The 17,766-nt window shown below is 55.8% G+C and carries 16 protein-coding genes; 8 read left to right on the forward strand and 8 right to left on the reverse strand.

All coding sequences use genetic code 11. From position 1 onward, the window contains the following. Positions 1-47 precede the first annotated feature (47 nt). On the forward strand, positions 48-1,112 hold the full coding sequence (gene dinB, locus KO499_RS09785) for a DNA polymerase IV (RefSeq protein WP_215983555.1): 1,065 nt from the start codon (positions 48-50) through the stop codon (positions 1,110-1,112). A 3-nt stretch (positions 1,113-1,115) separates the two neighbouring features. Here the strand turns inward: dinB and KO499_RS09790 are convergent, their stop codons facing one another. Together KO499_RS09790 and KO499_RS09795 are read right to left on the reverse strand one after the other, a co-directional pair. Continuing rightward, on the reverse strand, positions 1,116-1,694 hold the full coding sequence (locus KO499_RS09790; protein WP_215983556.1) for a phosphatase PAP2 family protein: 579 nt from the start codon (positions 1,692-1,694) through the stop codon (positions 1,116-1,118). Then, positions 1,660-2,880 (reverse strand): glycosyltransferase family 4 protein, encoded by a 1,221-nt coding sequence (locus tag KO499_RS09795; RefSeq protein WP_215983557.1) that lies wholly within the window; start codon positions 2,878-2,880, stop codon positions 1,660-1,662. The genes KO499_RS09790 and KO499_RS09795 overlap by 35 nt, the downstream gene beginning before the upstream one ends. Before the next feature lie 114 nt (positions 2,881-2,994). Between KO499_RS09795 and KO499_RS09800 the strand changes: the two genes are divergently transcribed. The 4 genes from KO499_RS09800 to KO499_RS09815 all read left to right on the forward strand — a co-directional run bounded on the left by KO499_RS09800 (position 2,995) and on the right by KO499_RS09815 (position 7,377). After that, the gene (locus KO499_RS09800) at positions 2,995-4,032 is read left to right on the forward strand and encodes an NADP(H)-dependent aldo-keto reductase (protein ID WP_215983558.1); all 1,038 of its coding nucleotides are present in this window, start codon (positions 2,995-2,997) and stop codon (positions 4,030-4,032) included. A gap of 213 nt (positions 4,033-4,245) precedes the next feature. Continuing rightward, the gene (locus KO499_RS09805; protein ID WP_215983559.1) at positions 4,246-4,569 is read left to right on the forward strand and encodes a hypothetical protein; all 324 of its coding nucleotides are present in this window, start codon (positions 4,246-4,248) and stop codon (positions 4,567-4,569) included. A 127-nt stretch (positions 4,570-4,696) separates the two neighbouring features. Beyond that, a complete protein-coding gene (locus KO499_RS09810) occupies positions 4,697-6,907 on the forward strand; it encodes an acetyl-CoA hydrolase/transferase C-terminal domain-containing protein (protein ID WP_215983560.1) in 2,211 nt (736 codons plus the stop codon). Next, positions 6,907-7,377, forward strand: coding sequence for an FKBP-type peptidyl-prolyl cis-trans isomerase (locus KO499_RS09815; protein WP_215983561.1), 471 nt, complete (start codon positions 6,907-6,909; stop codon positions 7,375-7,377). Before KO499_RS09810 ends, KO499_RS09815 begins: the two co-directional genes overlap by 1 nt. On the opposite strand, the gene KO499_RS09820 is transcribed toward KO499_RS09815, so the two are convergent. Next, positions 7,295-8,155 carry a lysophospholipid acyltransferase family protein gene (locus KO499_RS09820; protein WP_215983562.1) on the reverse strand — a complete coding sequence of 287 codons (861 nt, stop codon included), beginning with the start codon at positions 8,153-8,155 and terminating at the stop codon, positions 7,295-7,297. The genes KO499_RS09815 and KO499_RS09820 overlap by 83 nt on opposite strands. Positions 8,156-8,172: 17 nt before the next feature. Next, the gene (locus KO499_RS09825; RefSeq protein WP_215983563.1) at positions 8,173-8,934 is read right to left on the reverse strand and encodes a GNAT family N-acetyltransferase; all 762 of its coding nucleotides are present in this window, start codon (positions 8,932-8,934) and stop codon (positions 8,173-8,175) included. 245 nt (positions 8,935-9,179) lie between these two features. Between KO499_RS09825 and KO499_RS09830 the strand changes: the two genes are divergently transcribed. Both KO499_RS09830 and KO499_RS09835 read left to right on the forward strand, forming a co-directional pair. Then, positions 9,180-9,917: a response regulator gene (locus KO499_RS09830; RefSeq protein WP_215983564.1), complete on the forward strand. Its 738-nt coding sequence runs from the start codon at positions 9,180-9,182 to the stop codon at positions 9,915-9,917. 66 nt (positions 9,918-9,983) lie between these two features. Further along, on the forward strand, positions 9,984-11,558 hold the full coding sequence (locus tag KO499_RS09835; protein WP_215983565.1) for an ATP-binding protein: 1,575 nt from the start codon (positions 9,984-9,986) through the stop codon (positions 11,556-11,558). Between the two features lie 287 nt (positions 11,559-11,845). On the opposite strand, the gene KO499_RS09840 is transcribed toward KO499_RS09835, so the two are convergent. Both KO499_RS09840 and argF read right to left on the reverse strand, forming a co-directional pair. Continuing rightward, positions 11,846-12,919: an ABC transporter ATP-binding protein gene (locus KO499_RS09840; protein WP_215983566.1), complete on the reverse strand. Its 1,074-nt coding sequence runs from the start codon at positions 12,917-12,919 to the stop codon at positions 11,846-11,848. Positions 12,920-12,923: 4 nt separating this feature from the next. Then, complete coding sequence (gene argF / locus KO499_RS09845; RefSeq protein ID WP_215983567.1) at positions 12,924-13,838, reverse strand: ornithine carbamoyltransferase; 915 nt, start codon at positions 13,836-13,838, stop codon at positions 12,924-12,926. 239 nt (positions 13,839-14,077) lie between these two features. Here argF and grxD point away from each other — a divergent pair, with 239 nt between their 5' ends. Continuing rightward, complete coding sequence (gene grxD / locus KO499_RS09850; RefSeq protein WP_215983568.1) at positions 14,078-14,404, forward strand: Grx4 family monothiol glutaredoxin; 327 nt, start codon at positions 14,078-14,080, stop codon at positions 14,402-14,404. 12 nt (positions 14,405-14,416) lie between these two features. Here grxD and KO499_RS09855 read toward each other — a convergent pair whose 3' ends face one another. Both KO499_RS09855 and KO499_RS09860 read right to left on the reverse strand, forming a co-directional pair. Next, positions 14,417-15,181, reverse strand: coding sequence for a TonB family protein (locus KO499_RS09855; RefSeq protein WP_215983569.1), 765 nt, complete (start codon positions 15,179-15,181; stop codon positions 14,417-14,419). A gap of 5 nt (positions 15,182-15,186) precedes the next feature. Then, positions 15,187-17,403, reverse strand: coding sequence for a DUF1631 domain-containing protein (locus KO499_RS09860; RefSeq protein WP_215983570.1), 2,217 nt, complete (start codon positions 17,401-17,403; stop codon positions 15,187-15,189). Between the last annotated feature and the right edge of the window lie 363 nt (positions 17,404-17,766).

Below are 17,766 nucleotides of genomic sequence, written 5' to 3' on the forward strand. Positions count from 1 at the left end.
TACAAGGCTGTATAAATGTACAGAATGTCGACGCGAGCCCCCTGATTATGCCACAACGCAAGATCATCCACGTGGATTGTGACTGCTTCTATGCGGCGGTGGAGATGCGGGATGATCCCAGCCTCCGGGATGTGCCTCTGGCTGTGGGCGGTGAAGGCGGTCGAGGCGTGGTAGCCACCTGCAATTACAAGGCACGCGCATACGGGGTGCGTTCAGCGATGCCTGGCAGTGAGGCTCGGCGGCGGTGTCCCGGGCTGGTGACGGTGCCGCCGGATATGGGGCGGTACCGGGCGGTTTCACAACAGGTGATGGCCATCCTGCGGGAACTGACAGACCTGGTGGAGCCTCTGTCTCTGGATGAAGCCTTTCTTGATGTCTCCGATGTCGTTGATTACAAAGGCAGTGCAACGCTGATGGCCCGCCACCTCCGTGAGCGTGTGTTTCGGGAAGTGGGTATTACCATCTCCGCTGGCGTTGCGCCCAACAAGTTCCTTGCCAAGATTGCCAGCGACTGGGAAAAACCGGACGGACTGTTTGTTATTCGCCCGGAGAGCGTTGCGCCCTTTGTTCAGGAATTGCCGGTGGAAAAGTTGTTCGGGGTAGGGCAGGTGACCGCACAGAAACTTCACGCGCTCGGTGTCAAGACCTGCGGTGATATGCAGGCACTCGGGGCTGATGTGTTGATTGAGCGGTTCGGCAAACAGGGCTATCGTCTTCATGAAATGGCCCACGGTCGCGATGAACGGGCTGTGGTGGTGTCTCGGATCGCGAAATCAGTCAGTGTCGAACGAACGTTTTCCCAGGATCTGCCGGACATGTCCGCCTGTGAGACCGTCATGGCATCTCTGGTCGCTGACCTGAATCTGCGATTGTCACGTAAGGCTCGCCGGAAACCGATTCATAAACTCTTTATCAAGATTCGCTACAGTGATTTTTCCACCCATACCTTGGAACGTGTTCGGGAGCATATTCAGGCACCTGCTCTGGAGGACTACCAGCCGTTACTCAAAGAATTGGTGACCAATCGGGAGCGGCCGGTACGGCTGTTAGGGTTGGGGGTGCGTTTTCGCAATGACGACGCTCCGGTTGCCCAGTTGCGTCTGTTTGATTAATGCTCAGGCAGATCCTGTGAATGCCAGGACGAATTCCTGATGCAGCCAGATCATGGCGGTATAGCCCATGAGCCCTCCAATCAGCGCGCCAGCTGCGACGTCACTGGGGTAGTGAAGTCCAAGAACCACCCGGGATGCAGCGACGCTGAGAGTGAATGGAAGCACCAAAATCGCCAGAGCCGGATCAGCAACCGTCAGCATAACCTGGAAGCAGGCGGCGTGAAGGGTGTGGCCTGAAGGGAAACTATAGCGGTCCAGTGGTGGTGTGCCGCAGTTGATGGCCGGAAACGAAATGAAGGGCCGCTCCCGTATGAGCTTGCGCTTCAGGAATTTGTAGCTGATCGTGCAGGAGAGTCCGGTCAGCGTCATAAGTAAGGCCAGCCCCGGACCTGAATCCGGGTGGAGAAGGGGAATGGAAAGGATCAGGGCGTACCAGAACCAGCCGTCACCGAGTCGGCTAACCAGTCGAAAGTAACCTAGAGCAGGCCGGAAGCTGACCGCACGGTTGATGGACTGGCAGAATGCGACTTCCCGCTGGTCTGCCAGTTCAAAGAAGCGAGACGCTTTGCTTGTTGAGGGCATGGTATCCGGCCTTTGCAGTTTGGTTGAGAACCAGGTGTTCAAACTGTTCGATCTGTGAGTTCCAGCTCTGTTCCAGGGCGTCCAGTCTGGCCTGGGTCCTGATTCGGTTCAGCAATGTCGGCTGATCCGCGAGCCGGAGTGCGCTATCGACGTAAGCCTCGTCCCGATCCAGAGGAACTTTCATTCCGTTTTCCCCGTTGCGGATGTGTTCGGCTGCTGCGGCATCGTCAAAGCTGACGACACCCAGACCGCTGGCCATGGCTTCCAGAACCACGTTGCCAAAAGTGTCGGTCTTGCTGGGGAAAAGGAACAGGTCACCCGAGGCGAAATGTCGCGCGAGGTCGTCGCCACGCTGAGTGCCACAGAACACGTAATCCGGGTGGCGTTCAGCCAATTGATGTCGGAGTGGGCCGTCTCCAACCAGGATGAATCTGGCCTGAGGGTGAAGGCCCCGGATCCGCTCAAAGCAGGCAACCGCCATGCGCAAATTTTTCTCCGGTGCGAGCCGTCCCACATACAAAATGGCGCGGTCGTTGGTCTGCAAACCCCAGGATTCCCGGAGAGCGTTGTCCCGCTTGTGAGGGGTGAAGCGATGACAGTCGACGCCGCGGCTCCAGAGCCCGGTGATCGGTATGCCCATGGCTCGGGTTGTCTGCTGCATTTTTCGGGTTGGCACGAGGGTAATGGCGGTACGATTGTGAAACCAGCGGCCGTAGAGACAGAGCAGCCGCTCAAGTACACCGACCCCATAGTATCGGCTGTAGCTGTGAAAGTTGGTATGGAAGCCGGAGCTCACCGGAACGCCGATTCGTCTGGCCGCAAATGTAGCGGCGACGCCCAGTGGACCCTGAGTGGCAACATAGATGGCGTCGGGACGGTCGGTGGTCAGGAGTTTCTTCAGATGGTTGATTCGGGCAATGCCGAAACGCAAATCGGCATAGCCTGGCAGGGGCAGACCGGTCACTAGATGCTCACGGGTGAACAGAGCCGAGCCGGCACTGGCGAAGTCGCCTTTGCGCTCATGCTGCTGACGAGGCCGTATAACCGTCACTCGGTGCCCACGTTGCATCAGCCCCTGGCACAGGTATCTGAGGGTGTTTGCCACACCATTGATTTCCGGCGGAAAAGTCTCGGAAACAATGGTAATGTGTTGTTGGCGCCGGTTGGCCTGTTTGGTCTCGGTCACGGTGTTTCCTGTGCTTCCTTTGACATGCTCCTACTATGAAAAGCGGGCATGACAGTTATGCGACACTCCCGTGACATTCCCTTTACCCGATAATCGAATCAAATCGGAGACGATATGCAAACGCGAAAGCTTGGAAAAACGGATCTCGACGTCAGCCTTATATGCCTTGGGACCATGACCTGGGGCGAGCAGAACACAGAGCAGGAAGCATTTGAGCAGCTGGATTTTGCAGTGAATGAGGGCATTAACTTCATCGATGCCGCTGAGATGTATCCCGTGCCGCCGCGCGCGGAAACCCAGGGTCTGACCGAAACCTACCTTGGTAACTGGCTTGCGAGCAGGGGCAAACGCGACGACCTCGTGATTGCTTCCAAAGTAGCAGGGCCTGGCAATGGCCTGACGTACCTGCGTAACGGGCCGCGTCTGACACGAGATCACATTCTGGAAGCCTGTGATGCCAGCCTGAAACGCCTGCAGACTGATTACATCGACCTCTACCAGGTGCACTGGCCGGATCGCAGCACGAACTTTTTCGGCAAGCTCGGTTATGAGCACAATCCGGACGAGTCTTTCACGCCTATCGAGGAAACTCTTGAGGCGCTGGACGAGCTTGTGCGGTCCGGTAAGGTCCGACACATTGGCCTGTCCAATGAAACGCCGTGGGGCACCATGGAGTATCTTCGTCTGGCTGGAGAAAAGGGCTGGCCCCGTGTGGCGAGTATCCAGAATCCCTATAACCTCCTAAACCGATCGTTCGAAGTCGGGATGGCGGAAATTGCTCATCGGGAACAGGCCGGTTTGCTGGCCTATTCGCCGCTGGCGTTCGGCATGTTGTCTGGTAAGTATCTGGGAGGTAAATGGCCAGAAAAAGCCAGAATGACCCTTTACGAGCGTTTCAGCCGATACACCAGCGACCGTGGCATGGATGCGACCCGGGCATACGTTGAGCTGGCTCGTGAAAACGGACTGTCTCCGGTCCAGATGGCACTGGCGTACGTGAACAGCCGGAGCTTTGTGACCAGCAACATCATTGGCGCCACGTCCATGGAACAGTTGCGTGAGAATGTGGGGTCTGCACAGGTTATTCTGAGCCCTGCAGTACTGGAAGCGATTGAGGCCATTCATCAGGAATTTACCTATCCCTGCCCCTGAGTGGCATCCCGGCTATAGCCTCCGGCCACCAGGTGTTGGCTGGAGGTTACAGTCTGAAATATTAGAGATCATAAATTGACAAAAACATGGTGCTCCTGTGACAAAAAAGCGGCGCATTTGTGTGCGAAATCACAGCTTTCCAGCCTGTGTTTATTAGACTTAAGCCTAATGTATCAGTAGACTCTCATTTCGAAAAAGGTCTCAGGCAGCGTCATGGTTATTCGCATCTTCGTCGCATTACTCGCTCTAAATCTCCTGGCATTCGTCGTGCGTGCGGAAGCCTCCGGGCGGGTATTCGAAGTGGTCGAGAGCGCGACAACCAGTGAACAGGTTATTGAGATGGAGGACAGGGTTTTCGGCGACTTTGAAGATGACAGCTCAGAGGCAGTCACCGAAATCGGTTCCCGCCTTCTTAGCCTTACGTTGACCCGTTCAAAGACCACGGGCAGGCATTATGCGTCAGATCCTGCGCAGGCCGATCATGGCATTGCGCTTCTGAATGAGGGCGCCTGCCTGAACCTGAAGTGGAACTTCTGAACCCCTCGCATACCTCCCCACCTGCAAATCTTCTGAACTCAGAATCATGACCTGGCGCATTGTCTGCGCGCTGTGCTCGTGTGATCATCCGTGTTGGAACGCTTGTTAGCCAATAAGGAGCCTGGACATGGCGGGTGCTAGAGGGCAGTTATCGAACGACGTGAACGCCTGTGTTGATGAGGTGATTCGCCGGGTAGGCAAGGAAATTACTCTCGGGCTGCCGCTCGGGCTAGGTAAGCCCGTCCGCTTTGTAAATGCACTATACCAGCGGGCCAAAGACGACCCCGAGATTCGCCTGCATATTGTCACAGCGCTTTCGCTTCTGGCACCAATGGATGGCTCGTCGCTGGAAAAACGCTTCATGGGCCCGTTCGTGAAGCGCCTGTATGGTCGGATTCCGGAGCTGACCTATGCCCGGGATGTCTCAGGTAATTGTCTCCCGCAGAATGTCCAGGTCTCGGAGTTTTTCTTCAAGGCCGGCAGTTACCTGAACAATCGTTCCCAGCAGCGTCACTACGTTTGTACCAATTATACCCATGCCGTTCGTGATCTTATGGCGGTGGGTGTCAATGTGGTCGCCCAGATGGTGGCGTCGGGCGAGGCTCACGGGCAACCCGGGCAAGTCAGTCTGAGTTGCAACCCCGACCTGACGTTGGATTTGATTCCTTTGCTTCGGGAGCGGGAGGCCGCGGGCACGCCGGTTGCATTGGTGGCCGAGACCAATCAGAACCTGCCGTGGTTCGGACGCCACGCGGCCCTTGACGCAACGCGGTTCGATATCGTGCTTGATGAGCCTTCCAGCGATTACCCGTTGTTTTCTGCCCCGCAGATGTCGGTTAGCCCGGAAGATCATATGATCGGGTTTTATGCGAGTACCTTGCTGAAGGATGGAGGAACTCTTCAGGTAGGAATTGGCTCTCTGGGTGCCGCCCTGGTACACAGCACCATACTGCGACACAGCCACAACGATGCGTGGCGGAAGGTGTTTGATCACCTCAAAGTTGATGAAACCTTCCCTGTCGTCCGGGAAGAGGGTGGCACCGGCCCCTTTAAAGAAGGGCTGTATGGTTGCAGCGAAATGATGGTTGATGGCTTTCTGTATCTGATGCAGGAAGGCATCCTGAGTCGTGAGGTTTATGATCATGCCGATCTGCAGGCGCTGATCAACCGGGGCGATCTTACTGTTGAACTATCTCTGACTACGTTGGATGTTCTGCGCCGCGAAAAGCTTATCGATAGTCCGCTGCAGGCAAGGGATGTCCATTGGCTTGTCCGGCATGGCATCCTGAAAGACGCTGTGGAATTCAAAGGCGGTCGGTTGCGTGTCGGTGATCAGTCGGTGGAGGGGGACCTGGACAACCCGGAAGCACGGGAAGCTATCGAGACCCTTGCTCTTGGAGAGCGGCTGACGGGCGGGATTGTCATGCATGGAGGCTTCTACGTGGGCCCCGAGCAGTTCTATCAGTCCCTGCGAGAGCTGCCCGACGAGCAGCGTGCGAAAATCTGCATGACCAGCGTGAACTTCATCAATCACCTTTATGACCATCGATTCGGGAATCAGAAGCTGAAGGCAGCCCAGCGCGTCCATGGCCGTTTTATCAACTCGGCAATGATGTACACCCTTAATGGCGCCGGGGTATCCGACGGCCTGGAAGATGGTCGGGTGGTCAGTGGTGTCGGCGGGCAGTACAACTTTGTGGCCATGGCCCATGAACTTCCGGGAGCGCGTTCCATTCTGTCGCTGCGCAGTACCCGCTCATCAAGGGGCAAGGTACTCTCCAATATTGTGTTCAACTATGGCCATTGCACCATTCCCCGCCATCTGCGGGATATTGTGATTACCGAATACGGGATTGCCGACCTGAGAGGGCAGTCAGACGAGCAGGTATTCCTCCGTTTGATCCGCATCGCGGATTCCCGATTCCAGCAGGCGCTTCTGAAAAGGGCCCAGAAGGCGGGCAAGGTGAATCCCGATTTCAGGTTGCCGGCTGATTGGTGTAACAACACTCCGCAAGCCGTTCGGCAGGCAGTTGCTGTGACGGGAGATCCCGGTCTGTTCCCGCCATTTCCGTTTGGCAGAGACTTTACCGACGAGGAGCTGACGTTGGGGAAAGCCCTTAAGGGGCTGAAGGCCGCAACGGCCACTCGTCGTGGTAAACTGTCGACGCTGCTGAAGGCCCTCCGGGCCCGAGACGACGAAGGCCGGTATGGGGCCCTGCTGGAACGCATGGGGCTGGCCAGCCCTTCAGGATTGCGGGACAAGCTGGACCAACGTCTGGTTATCCATGGCCTGCAGCAGCTTGAATCACCACCGGATACAGGAAACTCGAAAACCTGATGACAGCTTCACAAACAAGACCCGACGTTTTTACCGTCCACTATGTGCTGAAGAACAAGGTCGGCGAGCTGGTCGATACGTCCGAAGGCAGTGAGCCTCTGCACTTCGTCTATGGCAGCCCCGAGATTATTGAAGGGATCCAACAGGCGGTGAAAGACCGCAATGTGGGGGATTGCCTGGAGGTGACGGTGCCTCCGGCAATGGCTTACGGAGAGCATAAGCCGGAGCTGGTGCGTAAGGTGCCCCGCTCACTGTTCGAAGGGATCGAGAACCTGCAGGTAGGCATGAAATTCCAGACCAACACCGGCGATGAAGCGCAGATCGTTCAGGTGGTCGGAATTGATGGCAACCTGGTGAGGGTTGATGCCAATCACCCGCTGGCAGGCTTCACCCTGTACTTTGATCTGGAGATTGTTGGCCGCCGTGAAGCGACGGAAGATGAGGTAGTCCAGGGTCATCCTCTGTTCTGAGAACATCGATTGCCGGTTTGTCGTATTCACCCTTGTAGACCCGCTTCAGGCCGTCGAGCACCGTGTCTCTCAGGCTGAGAGCGAATTCGTTGGTTGGCATTGTTTCCGGTGGGTGCACCGCAGCATGGAAAACAACGTCGACCCGGGCGGCGGGTTGTCTGAGCATTCGCAGCAAATGGCTGAGGAACTCGTCTTCAGCAATGAAGGGGGCGAGATGATCGGGGCGTCCGTTTCTGCGATAAGCAATGGTGATGGGCTGAACCGGTACCTTGCTTTCCGTTGCAGCCTTCAACAAAAGGCCATGGAACGGCAATACAGTCAGGCCGGCGCTCGTAGTGCCTTCCGGGTAAATCAGGACGTTCTCTCCGGCCTGCAGGTTGCCGATTATCTGGCCGCGTACGCGTCGGGCCTGACCGCCTCCGCGCTGAATGAACAGCGTTCCGGCCTGCCGTGCTAGCCAGCCAATCACTGGCCATTTGGCCACTTCAGCTTTTGATAGGAACCGGATTTGCGCCAGGCTTCCCAAAACCGGGATGTCTGACCAACTGATGTGGTTGCTGACGAAGAGGGCGGTATTTTCTGATGGTAAGCCGTGCTGGTGTAGGTCCAGTCCCAAACACCGGCAGGCCCATCGGAGGCAGAATCTGGTCCAGGGCCGCCGATCGATTGCTTTACGGGTTATTATTTCAGTGGCTCGCAAGCTGGCGGCAAGCATTGTGGTGGCTGCCAGAAAAGCGATAAAGGCTGTGACACGAACGCACAATCTGAGCCAGCTCATCTCCGAGACTCCCGACCTCAAGGGGCTGTACGCATGAAGTGTCGGCTGTAACGGTCAGCCAGTTTGCTCACCTCCAGTACGACCAGCAGATCCGCGCAGCGAAAATCAGGATCCCAACAGGGTTCACCGCAGACTCGGGCGCCAAGGCGCATGTAGGCTCGGATCAGAGCAGGTACGTCCACCGGGCGATCGGTGTCGCGGGTGTGGGTCAAATGAGGCATGGGTCTGAGTGGTTTGACCAAAAATGCCGGTTCCGCAAGGTATTCGGCCTGAAGATGACGGGCAGTGCGCCAGGCTTTGAGTCCTCCATCGGACATGCTGATGCTCGCGCAGCCGATCATATAGTCAACGCCGCGCTCAACAAGATACTCGGCGACTGCCGACCAGAGTACGCTGATGGTTGCGCCGTTCCGGTAGTCCGGGTGGACACAGGTGCGCCCCAGTTCAGCGATGGTGCCCGGGAGTTTTTCCAGAGAGCTCAGGTCAAACTCTCCTGCAGAGTAAAAGCCGGCAACCGCTCCCGTGTTGGCCTGGTGCAGGACTCGCGTGGTAGCGACCAGTTCGCCGGAATCCAGGTCAGTTACGATCAGGTGGTCACACACTGTGTCGAACACGTCAGCATCGATGCCAGGCGTCTGAGCTCCAAGGTCACAGCCATATTCTTCTGAAAACACCTGGTATCGCAGCCGCTGTGCTGCCTCTATCTGTTTTGGGCATCGGGTTGTGTCGGTTTTCAGGCTGCGGGCACTGCGGCGGGCTTTCGCGGTTTGTGAGGTCATGGCATCGTCTCTTTTATTTCCATTTCCCGACAAGCCTATGAAGCCGGTATGACACACCGGTGACCACGCTGTGACGTGTCTGTGACACTGGGGCAGTTTGGTTGCTTTGGAGTCTTTGTTGCGGGGTGTAACGAAGCAGCGGTTCCATGTATATTTATGAATAGCATGTATAATTGCTGTTACAGCAAGTTGCCTGTATTGTCAGATAGACAGAATGACCTGAAACCGGAATAAAAAAATCAGAGATGGATGGCGTGGAACAGACAAACGAAAGTTGGCGAATTCTGATTGTCGAGGACGACGAGCGGTTGGCAGAGTTGACCCGTGAATACCTGGAAAGCAACGGGTTGACCGTCTCCCTGGAAACTCACGGTGGTCCAGCAGTTGAGCGGATCCGCAATGAACAGCCGGATCTCGTGGTGCTGGATCTTATGCTGCCGGGTGAAGACGGGCTGTCCATTTGCCGTCGGGTGCGCCCGTTTTATTCCGGCCCGATTATCATGCTGACCGCCCGCACCGATGACCTGGATCAGGTCCTTGGGCTGGAAATGGGGGCAGACGATTATATTGGTAAGCCGGTCAAACCCAGAGTATTACTGGCGCGCATCCGGGCCATGTTACGTCGGGTTTCCGAGACCGCACAGGGGGCAGGCGATGAAGCCGGTGGTGAAGAGCCTGTGCGCCTGCAGTTTAATGATCTGGTTGTTGATCGCTCTATGCGAGAGGCCTGGTTGAATGATGACAGTATTGATCTGACCAGTGCTGAGTTTGATCTGCTCTGGTTGCTGGCCAGCAACGCAGGCCGCGTACTAAGTCGCGAAGAAATTTTCACTGCTTTGCGTGGCATTGAGTACGACGGTCAGGATCGTTCCATTGATGTTCGTGTGTCTCGGATTCGACCCAAGATTGGAGATGATCCTATTCACCCGCGGCGCATCAAGACCGTACGCAGTAAAGGCTATCTGTTCGTGAAGGAAGCCTGACGATTCAGTCTCTGGAGCCGGTGTGCAATTCATCCGCTACCGGTGTTCCATGCCAGGGTTGAAACCATGCCCCTGAAGTTCTTCCTCAAGCTCTACGCTCGCCTTGCCGGCCTGGCCGCACTGGTTGTGGTGGTCTGTGTCCTCCTGTTCTCTGGTATCAACACGGTACGCTCGCAGTTCTGGCACGAGCGTTTTCCCGAGCCCCTGATGCGCTGGTTAGCGGCGTCTCCGGCACCGTTACATCAGTACCATTGGCTGGGCTCCACAGTGGGTCTCCGGATGGGCGACGCGTCCCGGTTTAATCTGTCCCCGGTGGCGGTGGAGCGACTTGGCTACGGTCAGGTGGTGAGTGTCGAGAGTGATGTGGGGTATCGGGTTCTGGTAACCGGTCTCTCGGGAGACATTCTGCAACTACGTCTAAGCGAGCCCTACCGGGACGTGTCGGAAACGATTGGTCTGATCATTCGATGGCATCTTGATTCAGCCCCGGCGAACGACCGTGTCAGTGTTGCCTCGCAAATGGCCCAATCTCTCGACGTTGAAGTCCGACGTCTGGGGGATGCCGGCATGCTGCCCGATCCTGATGTTCTGGATCAGGTCGTCGAGCGTGGCCTTGCGTTTTACACTGATGAAGCAGATGGCTGCGGTCGAGTCATCGTTAAGCTGTCTGATGGCGAGCTGTTCCAGATCGTCATGCCAACGGGATTCAACGCCTGGGCCTGGCCAGTGGTTCTGTTGCTGGTACTGGTACTGGGAGCGATGCTGGCTGTAGCGCTGTTTCTTGCTCTGCGGGAGGTTGACAGTAATCTCCGGACTGTAGAGTCGGTAGCGGTGAGAATCGCCCGGGGAGAAATGGGCGCTCGGGTGCAGGCCGGTGATGGGACGTTGGTTACCCGTTTGGCCTCGTCATTCAATGGAATGGCCGAACATATACAACGTTTAGTGCAGGTCCAGCGGGAAATGATACATGCCGTTTCCCATGAGTTACGTACTCCGGTGGCCCGAATCCGCTTTGGTGTGCAGATGATAGAAGACTGTCAGGATTCCGCTGCGCTTCAGAGGCAACTGGACGGCATTGATGGCGACATCCAGGAACTGGATGAGCTGATAGACGAGATTCTCACTTATGCTCGTTTGGAGCAGGGTGGCCCGGTATTTTCCATTCAGGAAGCATCGGTAACGGATATTGTTCGCCAGGTGGTTTCCGAGCAACAGATGGTTCGACCGGAATTGAAAATTGAAAGCAGTATTGATGAGGTCTCCGAACGTTGGGCGCTGTCGGATATTGAGCCTCGATATCTGCATCGGGCAATCCAGAATCTGGTGGGCAACGGTGGCCGCTACGCCGCTGGCAGAGTGTTGGTAAACTGTCATTTTGACGAGGACAACTGCCGTATTGATGTGGAAGACGATGGCCCGGGCATTCCCGAGGAAGACTGGGACAAAGTGTTCACTGCGTTCGCGCGTCTGGACGATAGCCGCACCCGAACCTCAGGCGGTTACGGCCTCGGCTTGTCTATAGTCCGGCGGATTCTGTACTGGCATGGAGGGCACGCCTTCGTCAGCAGGAGCGACACGCTTGGTGGTGCAAAGTTCAGTCTTGTCTGGCCGCGAAAGAAGCCCATGGACTCCATCGTGTGAATCGGGCCCACTGTTTCACTTGATGTAACAAAGGTGCTACACAAGCACTACTGAAGTTTTTGGCTCTCCGGGCAATAATTCAAAGCGTAAGGGATGACTTTTGAGGTTGTAGTTCTTACGAACTTTCCTTGTTTCATTCGTCATTTGAGGGCCGGTTTTCCGGCCCTTTTTTTATGCCTGCCTGTAAATTCCCGATCGATCACCTTTTCCCCGCGATGGCGCATGATACAAAGGAAATCCGGGGCGGCATTCTGGTGGTGTTCAGTGGAGCAGGAATGCCGCCTGAATCAGGCGGCGCGCTCGAAGGCAATGAGGTGATCTGCCTCCACCCGAACAGGAACATGTTCGCCAAGATTGAAGTCGAGGTGGCTTCGGAACAGGGCTTCGAACTCGGTATCCTCGGAACATCGGAAACGGTACAGGGTGGAAGTGCCGGCAAAGGTTTTTTCAACGACCTTCGGCTGAAGTTCCGAGCGAGGGTCATGGACGATGTCATCGGGGCGGATCAGAACATCAACGAGAGTCCCGGGCTCCCATTTATAGGCCCGGTTACCATGGATCACCCCTAATTCGGACTCAATGGTGTCCGGGCCCAGGGCCTTGCCCGGGATGAATCCACCCTGACCCACAAAACTCGCCACGAACCGATTTGCCGGTTCGTGGTAGAGGTTGTAGGGGACGTCCCACTGCTGAATTTCACCGTCCCGTAACACCGCAACCTGATCGCACATGGCGAACGCTTCCTGCTGGTCGTGGGTGACCAGAATGGCACTGATGCCCAGCGTCTTGAGAATTTCGCGAACATCAAGGCTCAGGCGCCGGCGCAGATCGGCATCCAGATTCGAAAACGGCTCATCCAGCAGGATCAGTGTGGGCTCAGGCGCCAGTGCTCGGGCCAGGGCTACCCGTTGCTGTTGGCCGCCGGACAGTTGGTGGGGATAATTGTCAGCCAGGTCCTGCAGGTGCACAACATTGAGCAGCTCCATGACCTTCTGCCGCTTTTCTGCCTTGTTCAGGTTGCGTAGACCAAATCCCACGTTGTCGGCGATGTTCAGGTGAGGAAACAGGGCGTAATCCTGAAACACCATGCCGATTCGCCGTTTTTCCGGGGGCAGGGTGCGTCCGGGCAGGCTAATGGCTTGAGACTGCAGGCTGATTTCACCACCGCTCAGCGGCAGAAAGCCGGCGAGGGCTCGTAGTATTGTGCTCTTGCCACAGCCGCTTGGGCCGAGCAGACAGCCAATATCGCCATGGCTCAAGGCAAAGCTGACATCCTTGACCACTGACTCCCCGCCGTAGCCGCAGGACAGGTTATTGACCTCGAGCAGCCAATCTGCCTGAGATTGTGCGGTTGTGCTCATGGAATCAGTCCAAGCGGTTCAGGATTAGAAATTCAAGCAGGGCCTTCTGAGCATGCAGACGGTTTTCGGCCTCATCCCAGACCACCGAGGCTGGATGTTCCATCATGTCTGTTGAAATTTCCTCGCCCCGGTGAGCCGGCAGGCAGTGCATGAAAAGAGCATCCTTGTCGGCCAGAGCAAGCAGTTTCGGGTTGATCTGGTAGCCACTGAATGCTTTTTCTCGGGCTTTCTGTTCATCTTCCTGGCCCATAGAAGCCCAAACATCCGTTACCAGCAGCTGAGCGTTGCGGGCAGCTTCTCCCGGATCGCGGATCACCTTGACCCGGTCTTTGTGGGCCTGGGTCAGTGACTCGGCTGGTTCGTAGCCTTCGGGGCAGGCGATATTCAAGTTGAAATCAAACCGGGCTGCGGCATTTATGTATGAGTGGCACATGTTGTTGCCGTCACCAATCCAGGCCACCGTGGCGCCACGAATGCTGCCACGGTGTTCGCGGTAGGTCTGCATATCGGCCAGCAGCTGACAGGGATGAAAGTCATCAGTCAGGGCGTTGATCACCGGCACCCGGGAGGCGGAGGAGAAGCGTTCGACGGTTTCATGGGCGAAGGTGCGGATCATCACCGCGTCCACCATGCTGGAGATCACGATGGCGGAGTCTTCAATAGGTTCGCCGCGACCAAGCTGGGTGTCCCTTGGAGACAGGAACATGGCGGAGCCCCCGAGTTGAGCCATGCCGGCCTCAAAAGAAACCCGGGTCCGTGTTGAAGATTTCTCGAAGATCATCGCAAGGACCCGGTTTTTCAGGGAGTCCCTAACCTTGCCTTGACGCCATTCGTTGCGCAGTGTTGCAGCATGATCAACCAGGCTTTCCAGCTCGGCAGTTGTCATGTCATTCAATGTCAGAAAATGTCTTGCCGCCATGAAGTGGCCCTTATCTAACCGAACCCCGCCACTGGCGGGATTGCCTGAACGTTGACGGAAAAAAATGGGGCATCAAGTCTAGCCCTTCGGAGCAGGTATGACAACGCTGTCAGCTGGCTGGAATGGCAGGCATTGCGAGAGATCTGTTCAAGAGGTTTGGTTAGGGGTTCGGCACCCGTGTACAATGTCGTCAAGAAATTGGCCAAACGGCAAGACTGCACAAACAGAGGTGAGTGTTCATGGACATCAATGAAACTATCAAAAGCCAGCTCGACGAAAATCCGATCATTCTATACATGAAGGGCAGTCCTCAGGCGCCACAGTGTGGTTTTTCCGCGAAAACCGTGCAGGCTGTGATGGCTTGTGGCGAACGCTTTGCGTTCGTGAATATTCTGGATAACCAGGATCTTCGTGAGGGTCTGAAGGTTTATTCCAGCTGGCCGACATTCCCCCAGCTGTATATCAATGGTGAGCTCGTGGGCGGATGTGACATTGTTCTGGAAATGTCAGAGAGCGGTGAGTTGAGCAAGCTCGTGAAAGAGGCTGCGAAACAGGCGGAAGCCTGAGATCGTGGTCGGTCAGAGCCGTTTCGGGGTGAACAACAAGTCAACTTCGAAGCGGTTCTTCCTGTTACCCCCATCGTTTTCCGGCGGTTGGGGGTAGGGACTTGCCGCCAAGGCAGCACGGTAAGCTGCTGCGTCAATACTCTTGATGCCTGTTGAGTTCAGTACCTTCGCCTGGGTCAGGGCGCCATTTCCAAGTAGTTGCAGTTCCACCGCCATCTCGACGGCTCCATTCAAATCTCTCAATGCCGGAATTCTCAGCTCCTCCAGTTGCTGTGCCAGATGGATTGCCAGCTTGACGACGTAAGGGTCCAGCTCCGCCGGCGACTCGGTAACACGTGTAATGTGGCTTTCCGGATTTTCCGATGCTGTAGGTTTTTTCGGTTTTGTTCCGGTGGAGGCGCTGACCCTCGCCAGGGCTGGTTTGCTGATTGGAGAGCGGGAGCTGGTTTGAGCCCTCGGTGCGAGTGTTCCTGGTTGGTGGGTACTCATTAGCATGGGTTGCGGCAGAGATTCGGATTCCGGGGTTTCCTGATTGGACGGCGCGATTTGTGTTGCTGTCTCAGTTGCGCTGGCTTTCCCGGGCATGTTGACGGTGGGTTTATGTGAACCGGGAGAGACCAGCGTGAAATGCATGCTCTCACTGTGCGTGGCCACCTTGTCTTCGATCGGAGAGGGTATGCCTGTGAGTATAAGTGTATGAAGGAACAGAGCCAAAGACACCGAAAGCCCCAGCCGGTAAGTGGCCGGCAGGGCGTTGGGATTACTGTTTTCAGTCATCGGTGTCAGGCGGTCTTGTTCCGCAGGCTCCCGACGACCGCATCCAGAGCCCGATCAATCAAGGCACCTTGCTCGAGCAGGGTCAGCCTGCCACGCCGCATTTCATGGGCCAGTTCGGTTCGGGTTTTTTCAATGACCTTCAGGCCCATGCGGTTGACAAAAACAAAGCAGTCCGCTTCCTCAATAATGGCGGAAAGCTTGCATCTGAAGCTGGCACCATTGACGAGTCTAAACTCTACCCAATTGCCGATCTCGATACCGTCGATTTGGGCAACGTATTCAGAGATAGCGGCCTCTTCCAGCTCCTGCTGACGCTCAACGGCAGTCTGATGAATGGTGGCGATGTCTTCTTCCGGCTCCTCAGGTGAGTCCTGAAGTGCCTCGATGGCCGCATTGGTCCGGAATGCTTCGGCCAGTTGATGCTTGAGCTGTCCCATCATTTCATCCAGCCGGGATGAGTTGTAGGAAACTTCTTCCAGCCCGGATCTCAGTGACTTGAGCAGGCTGGGCACCACGCGAACCCACTGATCCCTTTCGTCGTCTTCCTGGTGAGGGTGAAGGCACCAGATAAGATCATCTACAACCTTGACGGTAGCATTCCATCGATGTTCCACATCGTCCCTGAGATAGGCGAGAAACATCACCCGGCTCCAGCCATTCATCAGAATGTCGTGGATGGATTCCGGCAGCTTATATCGGGAGACTTTCTGCTTCAGCAGGTTATCGACGGTTTGCTGGGCTGTCTGAGATTTGATTCGGCCCCGCTCTGATTCCCGGGTTCTCTGTTCAACCAACGACGCCTTTCGGTTCTCCCGTTCGAGGAATTGCTCGAATTCCTGGTTGAGGGTGTCAAACAGGGCAACGTCGCCGTCGAATTCGTTCAGAATCCTTTGCACGATGTTGTGAATCTGCCCGTAAAGTTTATCTTTCGTTTTTTCGTCGCTGCTGCTCCAGCCAATGCCGGCCCTTGCAAGTGAGTTGAGAAGGCGTCTTGCCGGATGTGTGGCTTGGCTGAAGAAACTCTTGTCCCGGATAACTACTTTCAGAATTGGAATCTGCAGGCGACTTATCAGAACCTGAACCGGAGCAGAAAGGTTGTAGTCGTCAAGAATAAACTCGAACAGCATCGAGACCAGATTGATGAGGTCTTCGTCGACCTCGTTCAGTGCGGGCTTGCGGCCATCTCCCGTATCGGCTTGGGCGAGTATCTGTTGCACCAATTGCCGGAGATCAACGCTTACGGGTTCGCCATCGCTCAGGTTGTGTTGATCCTGTCTGGCTTCGGGCAAGGATAACGAACTCAGGAGGCTGGCCAGTTCGGTGCCACCGACGACCCGAATATTGGGGTCCGTGGAGCGCGGCGAAACACCTGCGTTGGCGCGCTGACGTGCCAGCATCTCTCTGATTTGTTCAAAAACGGCGCTGCTTGCTGCCTGCTCTGAGGCGTTGGCCGTATCCTGCGATGAACTTTCCGCCGTCTCCGCATCTGCGGGCTGTGTCTTTGATGCCTCGTGTTGCTCTCCGGCCTTGCCGTGATACCTGAAGTTTGGAATGACACCGGCCTGGATCAGTATCCGATTAGCCTCATCCAGAAGCATGCCCAGGTTGGACACAACGTAACGGTCAAACTGTTTGAGCAGGATCAAGCGTTCGCGAATCTGAATTTCCAGAGCCTGAATTGCTTCGGTGAATGCGCTGCACAGGTGTTCCGGCGCCATGGGATTTACCGGAGATTCGTCGGTGGCTTCCGGGTAAACCTGACTGAAGCGGGTCTGGAGCTGAAGCAATGGTCCCTGAAAGTGAGCCTTCGCCTTGGTGATCATGGCGTTGAGGGCAACCTGCTCCTCAAGGTCGTCGTTGCCGACCAGGGCGAGAGTGTCAGCGTTGTCCTGCTGGCTCAGATTTTCTTCCTGGAGAGGACCGGTATAGGGAGGATTAGAGAAATATTGGGCAACTGTATTCTGGAAATGCCGCTCTACACCCTTCCGTTTGATGCGGATTTCACGCATCGCTTCGAAATACCGATTTTGTTCGTTGTTGCTGCGGGCATTATTGGCCAGTTCGAACAGTGAATCGTCGACGGCGTCGAACGCGCCCTGCAGCAAATCACCGAGTCCGGCGACAACCGTGTCCCGGATTCGGGTGACCTCCGCAGGAACCGGTCTGCTACTTCCGGCTTCCCTATGCTCGCGGAGATAATGTATGCCGGACTGCTTGTTCATGGCAGACTCCTGTTTACGCCTCAACCGGATACATGACCGAGCTTAAATTTTTTGAATTCTCATTATTGGCTAAATTTACCGCATTTTGCTCAAAGTTAACATGACCAAACGCTCACGTAGGCGCAAATCTGAAAAAACGTGAAATGCCGCAAAGGCTCTCCTGAAGCCGGCTAATGTTGGGATCAACGTTAGTAACAAGGTCGTCCTGGTGTGCGGTTTTGTGACGGAGTCGGATTCGTTGTTGGCGGTCTCTCTCTCCTGATCAGGATAGGCCGGCTCGCAACGAGTGTGTCAGGTTCATGGAGGTGTTCCCTGTGTTTATTTCCCTGTGATTATTTTCTATCGCACACCTCGTTAGTGTTG

The organism is Marinobacter sp. F3R08, from assembly GCF_018860425.1.
Classification (GTDB): domain Bacteria; phylum Pseudomonadota; class Gammaproteobacteria; order Pseudomonadales; family Oleiphilaceae; genus Marinobacter.